This window comes from Streptomyces sp. NPDC006476, from assembly GCF_040612015.1.
Lineage (GTDB): Bacteria > Actinomycetota > Actinomycetes > Streptomycetales > Streptomycetaceae > Streptomyces > Streptomyces griseorubiginosus_B.
This window is the reverse complement of the sequence record NZ_JBEXPK010000025.1, coordinates 104,955-123,832: the sequence shown is the minus strand read 5'-3', so window position 1 is coordinate 123,832 and position 18,878 is coordinate 104,955. Positions and strand designations below refer to the sequence as shown.

At 69.8% G+C, this 18,878-nt stretch carries 14 protein-coding genes and 1 riboswitch; of the genes, 6 read left to right on the top strand and 8 right to left on the bottom strand.

Annotated features, from left to right (window positions below; genetic code table 11):
• Positions 1–32: 32 nt before the first annotated feature.
• Positions 33–470: an SsgA family sporulation/cell division regulator gene (locus tag ABZZ74_RS27435; protein WP_356769267.1), complete on the top strand. Its 438-nt coding sequence runs from the start codon at positions 33–35 to the stop codon at positions 468–470.
• Between the two features lie 76 nt (positions 471–546).
• Here ABZZ74_RS27435 and ABZZ74_RS27430 read toward each other — a convergent pair whose 3' ends face one another.
• The gene (locus tag ABZZ74_RS27430; protein ID WP_356769265.1) at positions 547–2,046 is read right to left on the bottom strand and encodes a YibE/F family protein; all 1,500 of its coding nucleotides are present in this window, start codon (positions 2,044–2,046) and stop codon (positions 547–549) included.
• A 71-nt stretch (positions 2,047–2,117) separates the two neighbouring features.
• A riboswitch (TPP riboswitch) is annotated at positions 2,118–2,307 on the top strand.
• Here ABZZ74_RS27430 and thiC point away from each other — a divergent pair.
• Entirely contained in the window at positions 2,300–4,096 is a 1,797-nt protein-coding gene (gene thiC / locus ABZZ74_RS27425) for a phosphomethylpyrimidine synthase ThiC (protein WP_356769264.1), read from the top strand. It overlaps the preceding riboswitch by 8 nt.
• 91 nt (positions 4,097–4,187) lie before the next feature.
• Here thiC and ABZZ74_RS27420 read toward each other — a convergent pair whose 3' ends face one another.
• The 5 genes from ABZZ74_RS27420 to ABZZ74_RS27400 all read right to left on the bottom strand — a co-directional run bounded on the left by ABZZ74_RS27420 (position 4,188) and on the right by ABZZ74_RS27400 (position 9,051).
• The gene (locus ABZZ74_RS27420) at positions 4,188–4,418 is read right to left on the bottom strand and encodes a cold shock domain-containing protein (protein ID WP_356769262.1); all 231 of its coding nucleotides are present in this window, start codon (positions 4,416–4,418) and stop codon (positions 4,188–4,190) included.
• Between the two features lie 34 nt (positions 4,419–4,452).
• A complete protein-coding gene (locus ABZZ74_RS27415) occupies positions 4,453–5,391 on the bottom strand; it encodes an NADP-dependent oxidoreductase (RefSeq protein WP_356769260.1) in 939 nt (312 codons plus the stop codon).
• A 208-nt stretch (positions 5,392–5,599) separates the two neighbouring features.
• Entirely contained in the window at positions 5,600–6,469 is an 870-nt protein-coding gene (locus ABZZ74_RS27410; RefSeq protein ID WP_356769258.1) for a hypothetical protein, read from the bottom strand.
• A 192-nt stretch (positions 6,470–6,661) separates the two neighbouring features.
• A complete protein-coding gene (locus ABZZ74_RS27405) occupies positions 6,662–7,738 on the bottom strand; it encodes a metallophosphoesterase (RefSeq protein WP_356769256.1) in 1,077 nt (358 codons plus the stop codon).
• Positions 7,739–7,938: 200 nt separating this feature from the next.
• Positions 7,939–9,051 (bottom strand): LacI family DNA-binding transcriptional regulator, encoded by a 1,113-nt coding sequence (locus ABZZ74_RS27400; protein ID WP_356769254.1) that lies wholly within the window; start codon positions 9,049–9,051, stop codon positions 7,939–7,941.
• Between the two features lie 453 nt (positions 9,052–9,504).
• Between ABZZ74_RS27400 and hisC the strand changes: the two genes are divergently transcribed.
• From hisC to cydD, 4 genes are all read left to right on the top strand, one after another.
• Positions 9,505–10,584: a histidinol-phosphate transaminase gene (gene hisC / locus ABZZ74_RS27395; RefSeq protein WP_356769252.1), complete on the top strand. Its 1,080-nt coding sequence runs from the start codon at positions 9,505–9,507 to the stop codon at positions 10,582–10,584.
• Positions 10,585–10,855: 271 nt separating this feature from the next.
• Entirely contained in the window at positions 10,856–12,364 is a 1,509-nt protein-coding gene (locus ABZZ74_RS27390) for a cytochrome ubiquinol oxidase subunit I (RefSeq protein ID WP_356769250.1), read from the top strand.
• An 18-nt stretch (positions 12,365–12,382) separates the two neighbouring features.
• Positions 12,383–13,387: a cytochrome d ubiquinol oxidase subunit II gene (gene cydB, locus ABZZ74_RS27385; RefSeq protein WP_356769248.1), complete on the top strand. Its 1,005-nt coding sequence runs from the start codon at positions 12,383–12,385 to the stop codon at positions 13,385–13,387.
• Positions 13,388–13,446: 59 nt separating this feature from the next.
• The gene (gene cydD / locus ABZZ74_RS27380; protein WP_356769246.1) at positions 13,447–16,941 is read left to right on the top strand and encodes a thiol reductant ABC exporter subunit CydD; all 3,495 of its coding nucleotides are present in this window, start codon (positions 13,447–13,449) and stop codon (positions 16,939–16,941) included.
• A 34-nt stretch (positions 16,942–16,975) separates the two neighbouring features.
• Here cydD and ABZZ74_RS27375 read toward each other — a convergent pair whose 3' ends face one another.
• Together ABZZ74_RS27375 and ABZZ74_RS27370 are read right to left on the bottom strand one after the other, a co-directional pair.
• Positions 16,976–17,845, bottom strand: coding sequence for an HAD hydrolase family protein (locus ABZZ74_RS27375; RefSeq protein ID WP_356769244.1), 870 nt, complete (start codon positions 17,843–17,845; stop codon positions 16,976–16,978).
• A 78-nt stretch (positions 17,846–17,923) separates the two neighbouring features.
• Positions 17,924–18,829, bottom strand: a complete 906-nt coding sequence (locus ABZZ74_RS27370; protein ID WP_356769242.1) for an LLM class flavin-dependent oxidoreductase — start codon at positions 18,827–18,829, stop codon at positions 17,924–17,926.
• Positions 18,830–18,878: the final 49 nt, after the last annotated feature.

Genomic DNA, 18,878 nt, shown 5'->3' with positions numbered 1-18,878 from the left:
CAGCCATTCGGCTTCATATGACGGGGTAGGCGATGCGTGAGTCCGTACAGGCAGAGGTCATGATGAGCTTCCTCGTCTCCGAGGAGCTCTCCTTCCGTATCCCGGTCGAGCTGGGGTACGAGACGTGTGATCCCTATGCCGTTCGGCTGACCTTCCATCTGCCGGGCGATGCCCCGGTGACCTGGGCGTTCGGCAGGGAGCTGCTGATCGACGGGGTGGGCAGGCCGTGCGGTGAGGGTGATGTGCGGGTGTCGCCCGCCGAGGTGGACTCGCTGAGCGAGGTGCTGATCCGGCTTCAGGTGGGCGGTGACCAGGCGCTGTTCCGTTCGTCGACGGCGCCGCTCATCGCTTTCCTGGACCGCACCGACAAACTGGTGCCGCTCGGTCAGGAGGGCGCGCTCGCCGAGTTCGACGCCGATCTGGACGAGGCGCTGGACCGCATCCTGGCGGAGGAGCAAAGCACCGGGTGAGGCCTGCGCGGGGGGCGGCCGGAACGGTACGCAGTAACGCTTCTTCCGTCGACGGGTGCACCCCTGGGCCTCGTCCTCAGTGCTTGCGTCGTCGGCCCTTCCCGGTGCGGGCCGCAGCCGGTGCGATGCCGGCCGCTGCGGTGCCCGGTGCCGTCTCCCGCGACGGTCGGTCGGCCGACACCACCAGCGCCGCCAGCAACGTCGTGACCGGAACCGAGGCGACCAGCCCGATCGATCCCACCAGCGTGCGCACGATCTCCTCCGCCACCAGCTCGCTGTTGGCCACCGTGCCCACACTGCTCTGCGCGATGGAGAAGAGCAGCAGCAGGGGCAGCGCGGCACCGGCGTAGGCGAGGACCAGGGTGTTGACGACGGACGCGATGTGGTCACGGCCGATGCGGATGCCGGCGCGGTACAGCCCGCGCCACCCCGTCGAGGGGTTGGCCTCGTGCAGTTCCCAGACCGCCGAGGTCTGAGTGACCGTCACATCGTCGAGGACACCGAGCGAGCCGATGATGACGCCCGCGAGCAGCAGACCGCTCATGTCGATCGACGGATACAGGCCGTGGATCAGGCCGGTGTTGTCGTCGGTGTTCCCGGTGAGCGCCGCCCAGCCGATGAACAGCGAGCCGAGGAAACCGATCAGCACCAGCGAGATCAGCGTGCCGAGCACCGCCACGGACGTACGGGCCGACAGCCCGTGGCACAGGTAGAGGGCGATCAGCATGATCGCGCTCGACCCGATCACCGCCACGAGCAGCGGATTCGAGCCCTGCAGGATCGCGGGCAGGATGAAGAAGTTCAGGATCAGGAAGCTGATGGCCAGCGCGACCAGCGCCATGACACCCCGCAGCCGTCCGACGATCACCACGGCCAGCGCGAAGATGCCGGCCAGCAGGGCCATCGGGAACCGTCGGTTCACGTCGGCCACGGAGTACTGCAGGTCCTTGGGTGCCGAGGGCTCGTAGGCGGCCACCACCTTCTCGCCCTGGTGCAGTTGCCGCGACTGATCGGGCTGCACGATCTCGGTGAACGTACGGCCCTTGTCCTTGCCGGTGTCGACCCGGATCGTCGCCTTCTTGCAGGTGCCTTTCTCCTGCTGCTGGGCGGAGGAACCCCCGGTGGTGGAGGTGTCGCCGAGCGAGCTCCCGCCCGAGGCGTTCACCGACTTGCAGCTCACGGAGACGACCCTGGTGACCGTCGCCTGCTGGGTCTGCCGGTCGAAGCCCACTCCGGTGCGCTGGTGCGACGGGGCGCCGCCCGGCCACAGCACCACGAGTCCGACGACCACGGCGGCGGCGAACGGGATGAGGATGGCCGCGATGACCTTGCGCAGATGCTGGGAGACGGGGGCAGCCGGACCATGGCTGTGACTGTGGCCGTGCCCGCTGTGGCCGCCCGCATCGGGCCCATGCCCACCATGGCCGCCCGTATCGTGCCCGTGTCCCGGCCCGCCGGGGACTCCTGGACCGTGACCGGGTTCGTGGCCATCGGCCCCATGGGCGCCGCCGTATCCCGGGTCGTGCCCAGGGGGCGGCTCCGGGGGCGGGTACGAGGGCTGGTGTGTCGTGGTCACCGGCAGATCATCCCAACATCGGCAGAGGCGCACTGTTCACCGCGCCACATATGACGCTAGCGTGGAGGCACCTTTGCACACGCGGGAGCTCGGAGCACCGGGCTGAGAGGGCGCTGACCTCCGTCCCAGCGATGTTTCACGTGGAACATCACCGAAGTCGAGTGACGTTCCCCACGAAATGTCGGCAGACGGAAACCGCTGCGTCGACCGCCGAACCTGTTACCGGGTAATGCCGGCGTAGGGAGTAGGTCTCATGACCAACAAGGACGCACGCACGCCTGCCTCCACGCAGTTCGACGGGGAGAACGGGAAGTCCATCGGCTGGCACAAGGCGTACATCGAGGGTTCGCGCCCCGATCTGCGGGTGCCGGTCCGTCAGGTGCACCTCACCAACGGGCAGTCGGTCACGCTGTACGACACCTCGGGCCCGTACACCGATCCGCTCACCGACACGGATGTCCGCAGGGGGCTCGCCCCGCTGCGCGAGAACTGGATCGTCGGCCGCGGCGACACCGAGGAGTACGCGGGCCGGCCCGTCCGTCCGGAGGACGACGGGGTCAAGCACACATCGCCCCGCGGCGGTCTGCGCAACCTCGACGCCGTCTTCCCGGGACGGCCGCGCCAGCCGCGGCGCAGCCGCGACGGCAAGGCGGTCACGCAGCTCGCGTATGCGCGGCGCGGCGAGATCACGCCCGAAATGGAGTTCGTTGCCCTCCGGGAGAACGTCTCACCGGAAGTCGTCCGCGAGGAGATCGCGGAGGGTCGGGCGGTTCTCCCCGCGAACGTCAACCACCCGGAGATCGAGCCGATGATCATCGGCAAGCGGTTCCTGGTGAAGGTCAACGCGAATATCGGCAACTCCGCGGTCACTTCCTCCATCGAGGAGGAGGTCGAGAAGATGACCTGGGCGACCCGCTGGGGCGCCGACACGGTCATGGACTTGTCCACGGGCCGCAACATCCACACCACCCGTGAGTGGGTGCTGCGCAACTCCCCCGTTCCCATCGGCACGGTGCCGCTCTATCAGGCGCTGGAGAAGGTCGACGGCCGGGCCGAGGAGCTGACCTGGGAGATCTACAAGGACACGGTCATCGAGCAGGCCGAGCAGGGCGTGGACTACATGACCGTCCACGCGGGCGTGCGCCTCCCGTTCGTCCCGCTCACCGCCAACCGCAAGACCGGCATCGTCTCGCGCGGCGGCTCGATCATGGCGGCGTGGTGCCTGGCGCACCACAAGGAGTCGTTCCTGTACGAGAACTTCGAGGAGCTCTGCGAGATCCTCGCCGCGTACGACGTCACGTACTCGCTGGGGGACGGTCTGCGTCCCGGTTCGATCGCGGACGCCAACGACGAGGCGCAGTTCGCGGAGTTGCGCACGCTCGGGGAACTCAACCGGATCGCGAAGCGTTTCAACGTACAGACCATGATCGAGGGCCCGGGGCATGTCCCGATGCACAAGATCAAGGAGAACATCGACCTTCAGCAGGAGATCTGCGATGAAGCTCCGTTCTATACCCTCGGCCCGCTGACGACGGACGTCGCGCCGGCGTACGACCACATCACCTCCGGTATCGGTGCCGCGATGATCGCCTGGTGGGGTACGGCGATGCTCTGCTACGTCACTCCCAAGGAGCACTTGGGGCTGCCCAACCGGGACGACGTCAAGACCGGTGTCATCACCTACAAGATCGCCGCCCACGCGGCCGACCTCGCCAAGGGGCACCCCGGGGCGCAGGAGTGGGACGACGCGCTGTCCGACGCCCGCTTCGAGTTCCGGTGGGAGGACCAGTTCAACCTCGCCCTGGACCCGGACACGGCCCGTGAGTTCCATGACGAGACCCTCCCCGCGGAGCCGGCCAAAACAGCTCACTTCTGCTCGATGTGCGGGCCGAAGTTCTGCTCCATGAAGATCAGCCACACCATCACCGAGCGGTTCGGCGGTGAGGCGGTCGACGGGGCGTCGCAGGAGGAGATCGCGGAGGGGATGCTGCAGAAGTCCAAGGAGTTCGCGGCGAGCGGGAACAGGGTGTACCTGCCGATCGCCGACTGACGAACGCCGTAAGCGCCGTCCCGCCACCGACCCGGGACGGCGCTTCGTCCTCCGGAACCCGGCGTCCGTCAGTTCGCGGACTCGGCGTCCGTCAGGTGGTGGACTCGGTGTCCGGGAGTACCACGCGGACGGCTCGATAGTGCCAGCCGTCCTGCTCGCCGGCCTCCCACTCCAGGGCGACGACCTGGCCGACGGACAGAGAACGAAACTCCGCCATCTCGATCGCCGAGAAGTGCGCCCAGCAACCGCCGGGCGTCTGCGGGGAGTCGAGGATCCCCCAGCCCTCTTCGTCATGCCACACCCGCACGCTTGCATCGATCATCCGCTGACTCCAGGGAACGGTGTGCTCAAGGCGGTCATGGCACCAGGACGATCTTGCCAGTCGTCTGCCTGGTCTCGATCGCGCGGTGGGCCGCCGCCGCTTCGGACAGCGGGTAGGTGTCCTGGACCATCACCCGCAGCCGGCCCGTCTCGATGCGCTCGGTGATGTGATCCAGCAGCGCCCCTGAGGGCTCGGCCGTGACCCAGACATAGCGAAGGCCGCGGTCGGCGGCCTGGCGGTCGTCGGTTCCCGGATCGATCGACGCGCCGATGAGCAGACCGCCCGGCCGCAGCACGTCGAGGGAGTGCGGACCGTAGGAACCGCCCACCAGGTCGAGGACCACGTCCACGGGCGCCACGGCGGTACGGAAGTCGGTGGTGGTGTAGTCGACCAGTTCGTCGGCGCCCAGTCGGCGCAGCAGGTCGTGACGGGCGGCCCGCGCGGTGCCGATGACGTGCGCCCCCAACTCCTTGGCCAGTTGCACCGCGACATGCCCGACGCCGCCGGCCGCCGCGTGGATCAGCACCCGGTCGCCCGGCTGGACCTCCGCCAGCACGGCCAGCGCCTGCCATGCGGTCACAGCCACCAGCGGCACGGCACCGGCGTGCACCAGATCGAGGTTCTTCGGCGCGAGGGCCAGCGCCTCGGCCGGGGCGACGGTGAACTCGGCGTACGCTCCGTGCCGGCCGACCGCCAGCATGCCGTACACCGCGTCGCCGGCCGCGAACCGCGTCAAGCCCTCACCGACCCGCTCGACGACCCCGGCCACGTCGTTGCCCGGCGTCCACGGCAGGGTGACCAGCTCCGGCACCCGGCCGGACCGCAGCACCGCGTCTCCCGGGTTGACCCCGGCACCGGCGACGCGGAGCAGCACCTCACCCGGCCGGGGTTCGGGCACATCGGTCTCCGTGTACACGAGCGCCTCGGGGCCGCCGAACGCGGACTGGACGACGGCATGCATGCGGGCGGACATCAGCTCTCCTCGTCAGATGGGCGTGGTGCATCCATGATCGGCCCGCTCAATGTCCCGGCGGAAGAACACGCTTGTGCGATGTCGAGGCCGTACAGGCCACACGCGCGCGATGCGACGAAGGCGTCGCCCGTGAGGCCGCCGACTGCGACCGACTGTCCGGCTTGCGCTCCTCCGAGGGGCCTCCGCGGTGGGAGGCGCAAGCCGGTGGTCACTCCGGCTGGTGTTCCGGGCCTCCGAAGTCCGGGCTGGTGTAGTCCGGACTGGTGAAGCTCGGGCGGTGACCGCGTGCCGGGCCGTCGTCCGGGCTGGTGAAGCCCGGGCGGTCGTAACCGAGATGCGGGATGCGGCTGGTCGGCGCCTGCGGGGCGGGGTCGTGCAGGGCCGCCGCCGTGCCCGGGTCGGCCAGTGCGTCGCGCAGGAACGGCAGGATCCCGCGCTCCAGCAGCGCCTCCCGCCACGCCTCTCTGGCCCGGGCCACCTCCTCGTTCAGTTCGCCGTACGGTCCCGCCTCCAGCGAAGGGCTGTTGCGCAGGGCCGTCAGGAGAAGCCCGACGGCGGCGACGAGGATCGCGGCAGCGGTGAGGGCGCCGAACACCCAACCCGCCGTCAGCAGGGTTCTGCCGAACGTCTGTTCGGGGGCGACGGACCTGATGATGTAGCCGACGAGCAGGAATATCGCCGCGGCCGTTCCGGCGAGGACGGGGGTGAGGACGGCGGCGACGGCGACGGCGCCCGCGCCGGCCGGCTCGGCGGCCTCGCCGAGGGTGGTGGCGAGCCCCATCGCGCCCGCGCCCGGCTCCGCGGAGCCGGATTCACGGGAGGACGAGGGGGTGGACGACGCCGGCTGGCGCAGTTCCTCGCGGACCTTCACGTAGTGCTGGTACTCGGTCGCCGCGGCCACCGTGATGAGGGCGGTGGCGTTCAGCGCCATGGTGCGCAGCTGTTCGGGATTCAGCCGCTGTCCCACAGCGGCCAGTTCCGGGCGGTGTGGGGCGGAGCGCAGCGCCTCGTCGAGGACCCGCTCGTACTCCTGGCGGTCCTCATTCAGCAGGTGCTGCGGAACGCTGTTCATGTGCATCCCCCGATGCTCCGTAGGGCTTGGGGCTCGCATGCCAACGAGCCGTCGGGCAGAAACGGAGGGGAGCCTGCTACGGATAAGCCGATGGTAGAGCGGGGACGGCACGCGGTGACAGGGGGTTTCCGGAAATTGGGCCCTGGCCAGGGCCGTTCTCCACGATCCTCCGTGTGGCCCCGCCTGCCCCGACAGCGTTCAGTTATCCAGCGGAAGTTGCTGGACCAGCAGCTTTCCGGCCATGGTCACTCCGCCGTCCATCGCGATGGCCAGGCCGTCCGCGTAGACGTGGGGTCCCTCGACCACCGGCTCGGGGCGCTCCTCGCCGTCCTCGGAGCCGACCTCGCCCAGCAGATAGGGAATGGGGCTGTGGCCGTGAACGATCCGGGTGCCGCCGTACGTATCCAGCAGGGAGCGTACGGCGTCTGCACCGCCCTCGTCGCGGAAGGAGAAGCGCTTGGTGAACTTGCGGAACAGGTCCCAGCACTCGTCGGCGTCGTTACGGGTGAGTGTCTCGCGGACCGTGTCGTTGACCGCCTCGATCGAGTCGCCGTAGTCGAGGTAGGCGGTGGTGTCGGAGTGGACGAGCAGATAGCCGTCGACCTCCTCGACCGCGTCGAGGCGGGCCATCCACTGCAGGTGGTGGTCCTGAAGACGGTCCATGTCGGTCTTCTGCCCGCCGTTGAGCAGCCAGGCCGCCTGGAAGGTGGCGGTGCCCGCGCCGGAGTTGACGGGGGTGTCGCCGAAGCGCTTGGCGCCGAGCAGCAGCAGCTCGTGGTTGCCCATGAGGGCCTTGCAGTAGCCGCCGGCCGCGGCCGCCTCGGCGGACAGCCGCATCACCAGCTCGATGACGCCGATGCCGTCGGGTCCCCGGTCGGTGAAGTCGCCGAGGAACCACAGCCGGGCGGTGCCCGCGCACCAGTTGCCCGCCACGTCGATCAGCCCCTGCTCCCGCAGGGCGGCCAGCAGTTCCTCCAGATAGCCGTGCACGTCCCCCACGACGTACAGCGGCCCCACGCCCTCCGCCTGCTGCGGGATGCCCGCGGACACCGGGTCGACGTTCCCGCCGAGCGGGTCACCGGGGTGGACGACCGGGAGATCGCGCTCGGTGGGCGTGTACCCGTCGGGATACGCCTCCTCCTGGGGCGGTACGACGTCGCCGGGGTGAGTGCTGTGGCCGTACGGACCGGTCTCGTGGACGTACGCAGGCACCCGGAAGTCGCGCAACGTCGCCGTGCGCTCCACCTCGGGTCCCTGACCGGCCCCCTGAGTCATCAGACCCCTCCACCATCGCGCCGCATCTGCACCGCATCGGACTGCCTGGTCGCAGCGGCCCGCGGTGTCGTGGGCCCATCATAGGAATGCGGATCGCGCCATGTGATGACCCAGGGGTGGTGAATCGGAGCAAGAGTCCAGTTCACCGCGGCTTTCGCCCCGATTGGGCAGGGCTTCGACCGCTGCTGACAGCGCTTGTCTCACTCCTCTTCGGGCGAACGCGGTGGGCTGACGGTCCTGCGCGGCGGACGTCGCTGGGACGAGGTACGGACGATCAGCTCGGTCGGTATCACCTGCTCGACCGGTTGGTCCGATTCGACCCCCTCGATCGCGTCGATGAGCAGCTGCACCACCGCCGTGCCGATCCGGCGCGGCTTCAGTGAGAGTGTGGTGATCGGCGGTTCGGTGTTGGCGTACACGGTGGATTCGCTGCAGCAGACCAGAAGCAGGTCGTCCGGTACGCGCAGGCCGTAACGACGGGCGGCGGCGAGCAGATCGGTGCCGTTGGGGTCGAACAGTCCGTAGACGGCATCCGGCCGGTCGGGGCGGGCGAGCAGCCGGTCGGCGGCGACGGCGCCCGCGCACGGATCGTGCGCGGGGTAGGCCTCGTACACCGGGTTCTGGCCTACGCGCTCGCACCAGCGCAGGTACGCCGTCGTGGACAGATGGGTGTACGTGTCCGTCGAGGTCCCCGTCAGCAGGCCGATGCGGCGGGCGCCGGCGTCGGCCAGATGGTCGAGGATGCCGAGGACGGCTGCCTCGTGGTCGTTGTCGACCCACGCGGTGACCGGCAGCGCGCCGGCCGGGCGGCCGTCGGAGACGACCGGTAAACCCTGCCGGACCAGTTCGCTGACCACCGGGTCCTGGTCGGACGGGTCGATGACGACCGTGCCGTCCAGGGCGACGTTCGACCACACGTCGTGGCGCGACGTCGCCGGCAGGATCACCAGTGCGTAGCCGCGGGCGAGCGCGGCGGAGGTGGCGGCGCGCGCCATCTCGGCGAAGTACGCGAACTCGGTGAAGGTGAAAGGTTCATCCCCGTACGTCGTCACGGTCAGGCCGATGAGTCCCGACTTGCCGGTACGGAGGGTTCGGGCGGCCGCCGAGGGGCGGTAGCCCAGCCGGTCGGCGACCTCACGGACATGGCGTCGGGTGGCGTCCGGGAGCCTGCCCTTGCCGTTCAGGGCATCGGAGACGGTCGTGATGGAGACTCCGGCGGCGGCGGCCACGTCTCTGATGCCCGCCCGACCCGGCCGACTGCCTCGACGTGAGGTTTCCGCGCGGCTCACCTGGTGCTTCCCTGCTGCTGTCATGGCGAGCCGATAGTAGGGCTCATGCGGTGGGGTAGGGCGGACGCATATGCACGCGTTGACAGGCACGTTTCTGCATGGTCATTTACCGTCAACTACCTTTGAAAGAGAGTCAGTTGAACGATCCAATGGCACTACGTGACTTGTCGGCACGCATGAGCCTGCCAACTCCCCCATGTCTCGAAGAGGTCTCAACTCACCTGCACGGGTGATGCGCGCCAGGGCGTGAGCCACCGGCGCACAGATATATCTGGCCGCGCCCCCGGACCGGTCCGCGATTCGTCTGGCTTCGTACGGCGATGCCCCTGATGCCTTTGGGGGCGGATGCGGTGTCGGCCGGGCCGCCGGACCGGGTCCGGCCGCACCTGTACGCAGCGGTGCCGAATCCTCATAAGGTGTGGAGCATTGGAAGCCGGCGGTGTGGACGGGCCGCCGGTGGTCGCGAGGAGGACTGCGGTGAGCGAGACGAGCCCCAAGCTGCGCGCCGAGCTGGCGGGGATCCCCACCTACAAGCCGGGCAAGCCTGCCGCGGCCGGTGGCCCGGTGGCCTACAAGCTGTCCTCCAACGAGAACCCTTATCCGCCGCTGCCCGGCGTGATGGAGAGCGTGACGGCCGCGGCCTCGTCCTTCAACCGCTACCCCGACATGGCCTGCACGGGCCTGATGAACGAGCTGTCCGACCGCTTCGGCGTCCCGCTCTCCGACCTGGCGACCGGCACCGGTTCGGTCGGTGTCGCCCAGCAGCTGATCCAGTCCACCGCGGGCCCCGGCGACGAGGTCGTCTACGCCTGGCGCTCCTTCGAGGCGTACCCGATCATCACGCAGATCAGCGGCGCGACCTCGGTCCAAGTGCCGCTGACACCGGGGGACGTGCACGACCTGGACGCCATGGCCGACGCGATCACCGACCGCACGCGCCTGATCTTCGTCTGCAACCCCAACAACCCGACGGGCACGGTGGTCAGGCGCGCCGAGCTCGAGCGCTTCCTGGACCGGGTGCCGGGTGATGTGCTGGTGGTGTTGGACGAGGCCTACCGCGAGTTCATCCGCGATCCGGAGGTCCCGGACGGGGTGGAGATCTACCGGAAGCGGTCGAACGTCTGCGTGCTGCGTACCTTCTCCAAGGCGTACGGCCTCGCCGGCCTGCGGGTCGGTTTCGCGATCGCCCACGAGCCGGTGGCGGCGGCGCTGCGCAAGACGGCCGTGCCGTTCGGGGTGAGCCAGATCGCGCAGGAGGCGGCGATCGCCTCGCTGCGCGCCGAGGACGAGTTGATCGGACGGGTCGGCTCGCTGGTGTGCGAGCGCACCCGGGTGGTCGACGCGCTGCGGGCCCAGGGCTGGACCGTGCCCGAGACGCAGGCCAACTTCGTATGGCTGCGGCTGGGGGAGCAGACGGTCGCTTTCGCCGCCGCCTGCGAGCAGCACGGTGTCGTGGTCCGGCCCTTCCCGGGCGAGGGTGTGCGGGTGACGGTCGGGGAGACCGAGGCGAACGACATCTTCCTGAAGGTGGCGGAGGGCTTCCGCAAGGAGCTGTGACGGTCGTCATGCTGCGATGGCTGTCGTGATCGTCATGCCGTGACGACTGTCGTGAGCTGCGGGGCGTCTTGGTTTCACGTGGAACCGAGGCGCCCCGAGCGCTAGGTGCCGACCGGCCCTGTCCAGGTGTGACCTATCGGACCCGGTCCAGGACCCCCCGCCCGTCCCGTGCCGAACTTCCATGCGCCATAATTGCTTGTGAATGTGAACGCTTTCACAAGCGCTCGTACGAGCATAAGTTCCACCAGCCTGTGAGGTAAGGAGCGGCGACGTGGACCTGGCTTTGGCGCCGGAGACCCTGGCGCGATGGCAGTTCGGCATCACCACCGTCTACCACTTCCTGTTCGTCCCCCTGACGATCTCGCTCGCCGCCCTGACGGCCGGCCTTCAGACCGCATGGGTGCGCACGGAGAACGAGAAGTACCTCAGGGCGACGAAGTTCTGGGGCAAGCTCTTCCTGATCAACATCGCGATGGGCGTGGTCACGGGCATCGTGCAGGAGTTCCAGTTCGGCATGAACTGGTCCGACTACTCGCGCTTCGTCGGCGACATCTTCGGCGCTCCGCTCGCCTTCGAGGCCCTGATCGCCTTCTTCTTCGAGTCGACCTTCATCGGTCTGTGGATCTTCGGCTGGGACAAGCTGCCGAAGAAGATCCATCTGGCCTGTATCTGGATGGTCTCGCTCGGCACGATCCTGTCGGCGTACTTCATCCTCGCGGCCAACTCCTGGATGCAGCATCCGGTCGGCTACCGGATCAACAAGGCCAAGGGCCGCGCCGAGCTCACCGACTTCGGGGCCGTCCTCACCCAGAACACCGCGCTCGCGCAGGCCTTCCACACGCTCACCGCGTCCTTCCTGACGGGTGGCGCGTTCATGGTCGGCATCGCGGCCTTCCACCTGTTCCGCAAGAAGCACATCCCCGTGATGAAGACCTCGCTGCGTCTGGGTCTGATCACGGTCGTCATCGCCGGACTGCTCACCGCGATCAGCGGGGACACGCTCGGCAAGGTCATGTTCAAGCAGCAGCCGATGAAGATGGCCGCTGCCGAGGCACTGTGGGACGGCCAGAAGTCGGCGCCGTTCTCGGTCTTCGCCTACGGCGATGTCAGCAAGGGCCACAACACGGTCGAGCTCTCGGTCCCGGGTGTGCTGTCCTTCCTCGCCGACGACGACTTCAACTCCTATGTTCCCGGCATCAACGACACCAACAAGGCCGAGCAGGCCAAGTACGGGCCCGGCGACTACCGGCCCATCATCCCCGTCACCTTCTGGGCGTTCCGCTGGATGATCGGCTTCGGCATGGCGTCCTTCGCGATCGGCCTGCTCGGGCTCTGGCTGACCCGCAAGAAGTTCATGCTGCCCCAACACCTGAGGGTGGGCGAGGACGAGGTGCCGCATCTGGTCCTGTTCCGGAACAAGGCGCTCAACCCGAAGCTCAGCAGGCTGTACTGGCTGGTGGCCATCTGGACCCTGGGCTTCCCGCTGATCGCCAACTCCTGGGGCTGGATCTTCACCGAGATGGGCCGGCAGCCGTGGGTCGTCTACGGCGTCCTGCAGACCCGGCACGCGGTCTCCCCCGGTGTCTCCCAGGCCGAGGTCCTCACCTCGATGATCACTTTCACCACGTTGTACGCGATCCTCGCCGTCGTCGAGGTCAAGCTGCTGGTGAAGTACGTCAAGGCCGGACCGCCCGAACTCACCGAGGCCGACCTCAACCCGCCCACGAAGATCGGCGGCGACTCCCGTGACGCCGACAAGCCGATGGCCTTCTCGTACTAGGCCCAGGGAGATCGAGTCATGCAACTTCACGACGTCTGGTTCGTCCTCATCGCCGTCCTGTGGACCGGCTACTTCTTCCTGGAGGGCTTCGACTTCGGGGTCGGCATCCTCACCAGGCTGCTGGCCCGCGACCGGCCCGAGAAGCGGGTGCTGATCAACACCATCGGCCCCGTCTGGGACGGTAACGAGGTGTGGCTGCTCACGGCGGGCGGCGCGACCTTCGCCGCCTTCCCCGAGTGGTACGCCACCCTCTTCTCCGGCTTTTACCTGCCGCTGCTGGTCATCCTGGTCTGCCTGATCGTCCGCGGAGTCGCCTTCGAGTACCGCGCGAAGCGGCCCGAGGAGAACTGGCAGCGCAACTGGGAGACCGCGATCTTCTGGACCTCGCTGCTCCCCGCCTTCCTCTGGGGCGTGGCCTTCGGCAACATCGTGCGGGGCGTGAAGATCGACAAGAACTTCGAGTACGTCGGCAACGTCTGGGACCTGCTCAACCCGTACGCCCTGCTCGGCGGCCTGGTGACGCTGACGCTGTTCACCTTCCACGGGGCGGTGTTCACCGCGCTCAAGACCGTCGGTGACATCCGGGAACGGGCGCGGAAGCTGGCCCTCAAGGTGGGGCTCGTGACCGCCGCGCTGGCGCTGGTGTTCCTGCTGTGGACGCAGGTCGACAGCGGCGACGCCAAGAGCCTGGTCGCGCTCGTCGTGGCCGTGGCCGCTCTGGTCGCGGCGCTGGTGGCGAACCAGGCCGGACGGGAGGGATGGTCGTTCGCGCTGTCCGGTGTCACGATCGTGGCCGCGGTGGCGATGCTCTTCCTCTCCCTCTTCCCGAACGTCATGCCGTCGTCGCTCAACGAGGACTGGAGTCTCACGGTCACCAACGCCTCGTCGAGCCCCTACACCCTGAAGATCATGACCTGGTGCGCCGGGATCGCCACGCCGATCGTGCTGCTCTACCAGGGCTGGACCTACTGGGTGTTCCGCAAGCGGATCGGTACGCAGCACCTCGCCGAGGCCGCGCACTGATTCCGGTTTGGGGCATGTTTCACGTGAAACATGCCCTTTGAGAAGAGGGTGTGTTTCACGTGAAACCGGTCGACCCGCGCCTGCTCCGATATGCCCGCGCCACCCGCCTGTTCATGGTGGCGGTCGTCGGCCTGGGTGCGGTCGGTGCGGCGCTGGTCATCGCTCAGGCCATGCTCATCGCCGAAGTGGTGGTCGGAGCCTTCCAGCACGGGATGCCGGTCGCCGAACTCCGCACTCCCCTGCTGTTGTTGGCAGCCGTCGCCTGTGGCCGGGCGCTGGTCTCCTGGCTCACGGAACTCGCCGCCCATCGGGCCAGCGCCGCGGTGAAGTCGGAACTGCGGGGGAGGCTGCTGGAGCGGGCCGGCGCGCTGGGTCCGGGGTGGTTGAGCGGCCAGCGGACCGGCTCGCTCGTCGCCCTGGCCACGCGCGGAGTCGACGCCCTCGACGACTACTTCTCGCGGTATCTGCCGCAGCTGGGGCTGGCGGTGGTCGTGCCGGTGGCCGTGCTGGCCCGGATCGTCACCGAGGACTGGGTCTCGGCGGCGATCATCATCGGCACGCTGCCGCTCATCCCCGTCTTCATGATGCTGATCGGCTGGGCGACGCAGTCCCGGATGGACCGTCAGTGGAAGCTGCTGTCCCGGTTGTCCGGGCACTTCCTGGACGTCGTGGCGGGGCTGCCGACGCTGAAGGTGTTCGGCCGGGCCAAGGCGCAGGCCGAGTCGATCAAGCGCATCACCGGCGAGTACCGGCAGGCGACCATGCGGACCCTGCGCATCGCCTTCATCTCCTCCTTTGCCCTGGAACTGCTCTCGACGCTCTCGGTGGCACTGGTCGCCGTGACGATCGGCATGCGGCTGGTCCACGGCGAGATGGACCTGTACATCGGTCTCGTCATCCTGGTGCTCGCCCCCGAGGCGTATCTGCCGCTGCGGCAGGTCGGAGCGCAGTACCACGCCGCGGCGGAAGGTCTCGCCGCCGCCGAGGAGATCTTCGCCGTGCTGGAGACACCCGTTCCGGCGTCGGGCACGGCAGCGGTGCCGACGGGCGCTGTGGCGTTCGAAGGGGTTTCCGTCCGGTACCCGGGCCGGGCTGAGGACGCCGTGTCGGACGTGTCCTTCTCGGTGCGTCCCGGAGAGACGGTCGCGCTGGTCGGACCGAGTGGTGCGGGCAAGTCGACGCTGCTGAACGTGCTGTTGGGGTTCGTGCCGGCCAGTGAGGGGCGGGTGCGGATCGGCGGCGCCGACCTCACCGACGTCGATCCGCAGCAGTGGCGCTCACGGGTCGCCTGGGTGCCGCAGCGGCCGCATCTGTTCGCCGGGACCATCGCCGAGAATGTACGGCTGGCCCGTCCCGACGCCGACGAGGCTGCCGTACGCAGGGCGCTGGCGGATGCCGGTGCGCTGGAGTTCGTGGACGCGCTGCCCGCCGGTGCCGAGACGGTGCTCGGCGAGGACGGTGTGGGTCTGTCCGCCGGTCAGCGGCAGCGGCTGGCCCTGGCGCGGGCGTTCCTCGCGGACCGGCCGGTGTTGCTGCTCGACGAGCCGACGGCCGCGCTGGACGGGGCCACCGAGGCCGAGGTCGTGGAGGCGGTACGGCGGCTCGCGGTCGGGCGGACGGTGCTGCTGGTGGTGCATCGGCCGGCGCTGCTCGGGGTGGCGGACCGGGTCGTCCGGCTGGCGGAACCGTCGGTCCCCGTTCCCGTGGAGAACCGGGCTTCCGGGGCACCCCGCGCTGAGCGGGAGACCGTCCAGGACATCGCCCTCGATGCCGCCGCGCCCACCGAGCCCCGGACGACCAAAGGCGGCGTCCTCCGCCGTGTCCGTGCCATGTCCGGCCCCCGCCGCAGCCGTCTCGCCCTCGCCCTCCTGCTCGGCTCCCTCGCCCTCGGCAGCGCCGTCGGACTGATGGCGACCTCCGGGTGGCTCATCTCGCGCGCCTCGCAGCAGCCGCCGGTGCTGTATCTGATGGTGGCGGTGACGGCGACGCGGGCGTTCGGTATCGGGCGGGCCGTGTTCCGGTACGCGGAGCGCCTGGTGTCGCACGACGCGGTGCTGCGGATGCTCGCCGACACCCGGGTCGCCGTCTACCGGCGCCTGGAGCGGCTGGCGCCCGCCGGGCTGCGCGACACCCGCCGGGGCGACCTGCTGTCGCGGTTGGTCGCCGACGTGGACGCGTTGCAGGACTACTGGCTGCGCTGGCTGCTGCCCGCCGGTGCCGCGGTGATCGTCTCCGCCGCTTCCGCCGGCTTCACGGCATGGCTGCTCCCCGAGGCGGGCGCGGTCCTCGCCGTCGGCCTGCTGGCGGCAGGCGTCGGTGTCCCCCTGGTCACCGCCATGGTGTCGCGGCGCGCGGAGCGCCGACTGGCTCCTGCCCGGGGGGTCCTGGCGACGCGCGTGACCGACCTGCTCACCGGCACCGCCGAGCTGACGGTCGCCGACGCCCTGCCCGCCCGTACCGCCGAGGCGCGGCGGGCCGACGGCACGCTCACCCGGATCGCCTCCCGCGCGGCCACCGCGACCGCGCTCGGCGACGGACTCACCGCGCTGATCTCCGGCCTGACCGTCGCCGCGGCCGCCCTCGCGGGCGCCCAGGGTGTCGCCGACGGCCGGTTGAGCGGCGTGGCGATGGCCGTGGTCGTGCTCACCCCGCTGGCCGCCTTCGAGGCCGTTCTCGGGCTGCCCCTGGCCGTGCAGTACCGCCAGCGGGTGCGCAGGAGCGCGGAGCGCGTCCACGAGGTCCTGGACGCGCCCGAACCCGTACGGGAGCCGCGGCAGCCCAGGCAGGCGCCCGCCTCCCCGTTCCCGGTCGCCCTCCGGGGCCTCACCGCCCGGTACGCGGGCCAGGACCGGGACGCCCTCGCCGGCCTCGACCTCACCCTCGCCCAAGGGCGCCGGATCGCCGTGGTCGGGCCCTCCGGCTCCGGCAAGACCACGCTGGCGCAGGTGCTGCTGCGGTTCCTGGACGCCGACGCGGGCTCCTACACGCTGGCCGGCGTGGACGCGTACACCCTCGACGGCGACGATGTCCGCAAGCTCGTCGGGCTGTGTGCGCAGGACGCGCACCTCTTCGACAGCTCGGTGCGCGAGAACCTGCTGCTGGCGAAGAAGGACGCCACCGAGGACGAACTGCGGGACTGTCTGCGGCGTGCCCGGCTGCTGGACTGGGCCGACGGTCTGCCAGACGGGCTCGACACGCTCGTCGGCGAACACGGGGCACGGCTGTCCGGCGGGCAGCGGCAGCGGCTCGCGCTGGCCCGCGCGCTGCTGGCCGACTTCCCGGTGCTGGTGCTCGACGAGCCCGCCGAGCACCTCGACCTTGCGACGGCCGACGCGCTCACCGCCGATCTGCTGGCCGCCACCGAGGGCCGTACGACCCTGCTCATCACGCACCGGCTGGCCGGGCTGGAGGCGGTGGACGAGGTTGTCGTACTCGACGGGGGACGAGTCGTGCAGCGCGGGACGTACGCCGAACTGGCCGCCGTCCCCGGGCCGCTGCGGGCGATGGTGGAGCGGGAGGCGGAGACGGAGTCGCTGGTGCTGGGAGCCGCGTAGGAGCGGAACGGTCTGCCGTTTCCTGTCGGCCGGACTACGCCCGCTGCGCCAGCATCCGCTCGATCACGACCGCCACCCCGTCGTCGTTGTTGGCGACCGTCCGGCCGGACGCGGCCGCGATGACGTCGGGGTGGGCGTTGCCCATGGCGTACGAGCGGCCCGCCCAGGTCAGCATCTCGACGTCGTTCGGCATGTCCCCGAAGGCGACGACCTCCTCGTGCGAGATGCCGCGCTCGGCGCAGCACAGGGCGAGTGTGCTGGCCTTGGAGACGCCCGGGCCGCTGAGCTCGAGCAGCGCGCTGGGGCTGGAGCGGGTGACGGTGGCGCGGTCGCCGATGGCGAGGCGGGCCAGGGTGAGGAAGGCGTCCGGGTCGACCGTGGGATGGTAGGCGAGGATCTTCAGGACCGGCTCCTCGGCGCCCGGGCCGTCGGGCGCGAGCAGGTCCTCGGCCGGGGCGAGGTTGTCCGGGATCTCCATGTGCAGGGCGGGATAGTCAGGCTCCTGGTGGAAGCCGTAGGTCTGCTCGATCGCGTACACCGTGCCCGGTGCCGCCTCCCGCAGCAGCAACGCGGCGTCCAGCGCGTTCTCCCGCGCCAGCTCGCGCACCTTCACGAAGCGGTGGGCGCCGGGGCCGCCGTGCAGATCGACCACGGCGGCGCCGTTGCCGCAGATCGCCAGGCCGTGGCCGTGCACATGGTCGCTGACGACGTCCATCCAGCGGGCCGGCCGTCCGGTGACGAAGAAGACCTCGATGCCCGCTTCCTCAGCGGCGGCGAGAGCGGCGACCGTGCGCGGGGAGACCGACTTGTCGTCCCGCAGCAGGGTGCCGTCGAGATCGGTGGCTATGAGCCGCGGCGGTACGGCGGCGGCCGGGGTCTCGGGCTGTCGAGTCGCTGAGGTCACCGCGCCATTCTCCCGCATATGCCCGCGCGACCGTGCGGGAGTGCCCACAGGCGGTGCACAGACGACACCCTGTCGCGGTCAGCCCAGCTGGGCGGGCGCCTCCATGGCGATCTGCTCGAAGACCTTCTCGTCGGCGGCGAAGACGGTGTCGGGGACGGGCCAGTGGATCACGATCTCGGTGAAGCCGAGCTCCCGGTGCCGGCCCGCGAAGTCCACGAACGCGTCCAGCGACTCCAGCGGACGGCCACGGTCCGGGGTGAAGCCGGTGAGCAGGATCTTGTCCATGTCCGTCGCGCTCCGGCCGATCGCGGCGCACGCGTCGGCGAGGTTCTCGGCCTGTCCGCGAATGGCTTGAACCGACTGTTCAGGAGTGCCGTTCTCGTACAGCCTGGGGTCCCCCGTGGTCACCCATGCCTGTCCGTACCGTGCGGCGAGCTTCAGCCCGCGGGGCCCGGTGGCGGCGATGGCGAAGGGCAGCCGGGGCCGCTGTACACAGCCGGGGATGTTGCGTGCCTCGTGCGCCGAGTAGAAGTCACCCCCGTACGACACCTCGTCCTCGGTCAACAGCCGGTCCAGCAGCGGCACGAACTCGGCGAGACGGTTCGCCCGTTCGCGCGGGGTCCACGGCTCCTGGCCGAGTGCGGTGGCGTCGAACCCGGTGCCGCCCGCGCCGATGCCGAGGGTGATCCGGCCGCCGGAGATGTCGTCGAGGGAGATCAGCTCCTTGGCGAGGGTGACCGGGTGCCGGAAGTTCGGCGAGGTCACCAGCGTGCCCAGACGCAGTCGTTCGGTGACGGCCGCGGCGGCGGTGAGCGTCGGCAGGGCCCCGAACCACGGGCCGTCCCGGAACGGGACGCGCCAGGAGAGATGGTCGTAGGTGTAGGCGGTGTGGAAGCCGAGCTGCTCGGCCCGCTGCCATGCCGTGCGGCCGCCCTCGTGCCAGCGGCGGTGCGGAAGGATCACGGTGCTCAAGCGCAGACTCATGTGTCGAGCGTAAGCGGGAGAGAGGGTTTCACGTGAAACGGGCACTGAC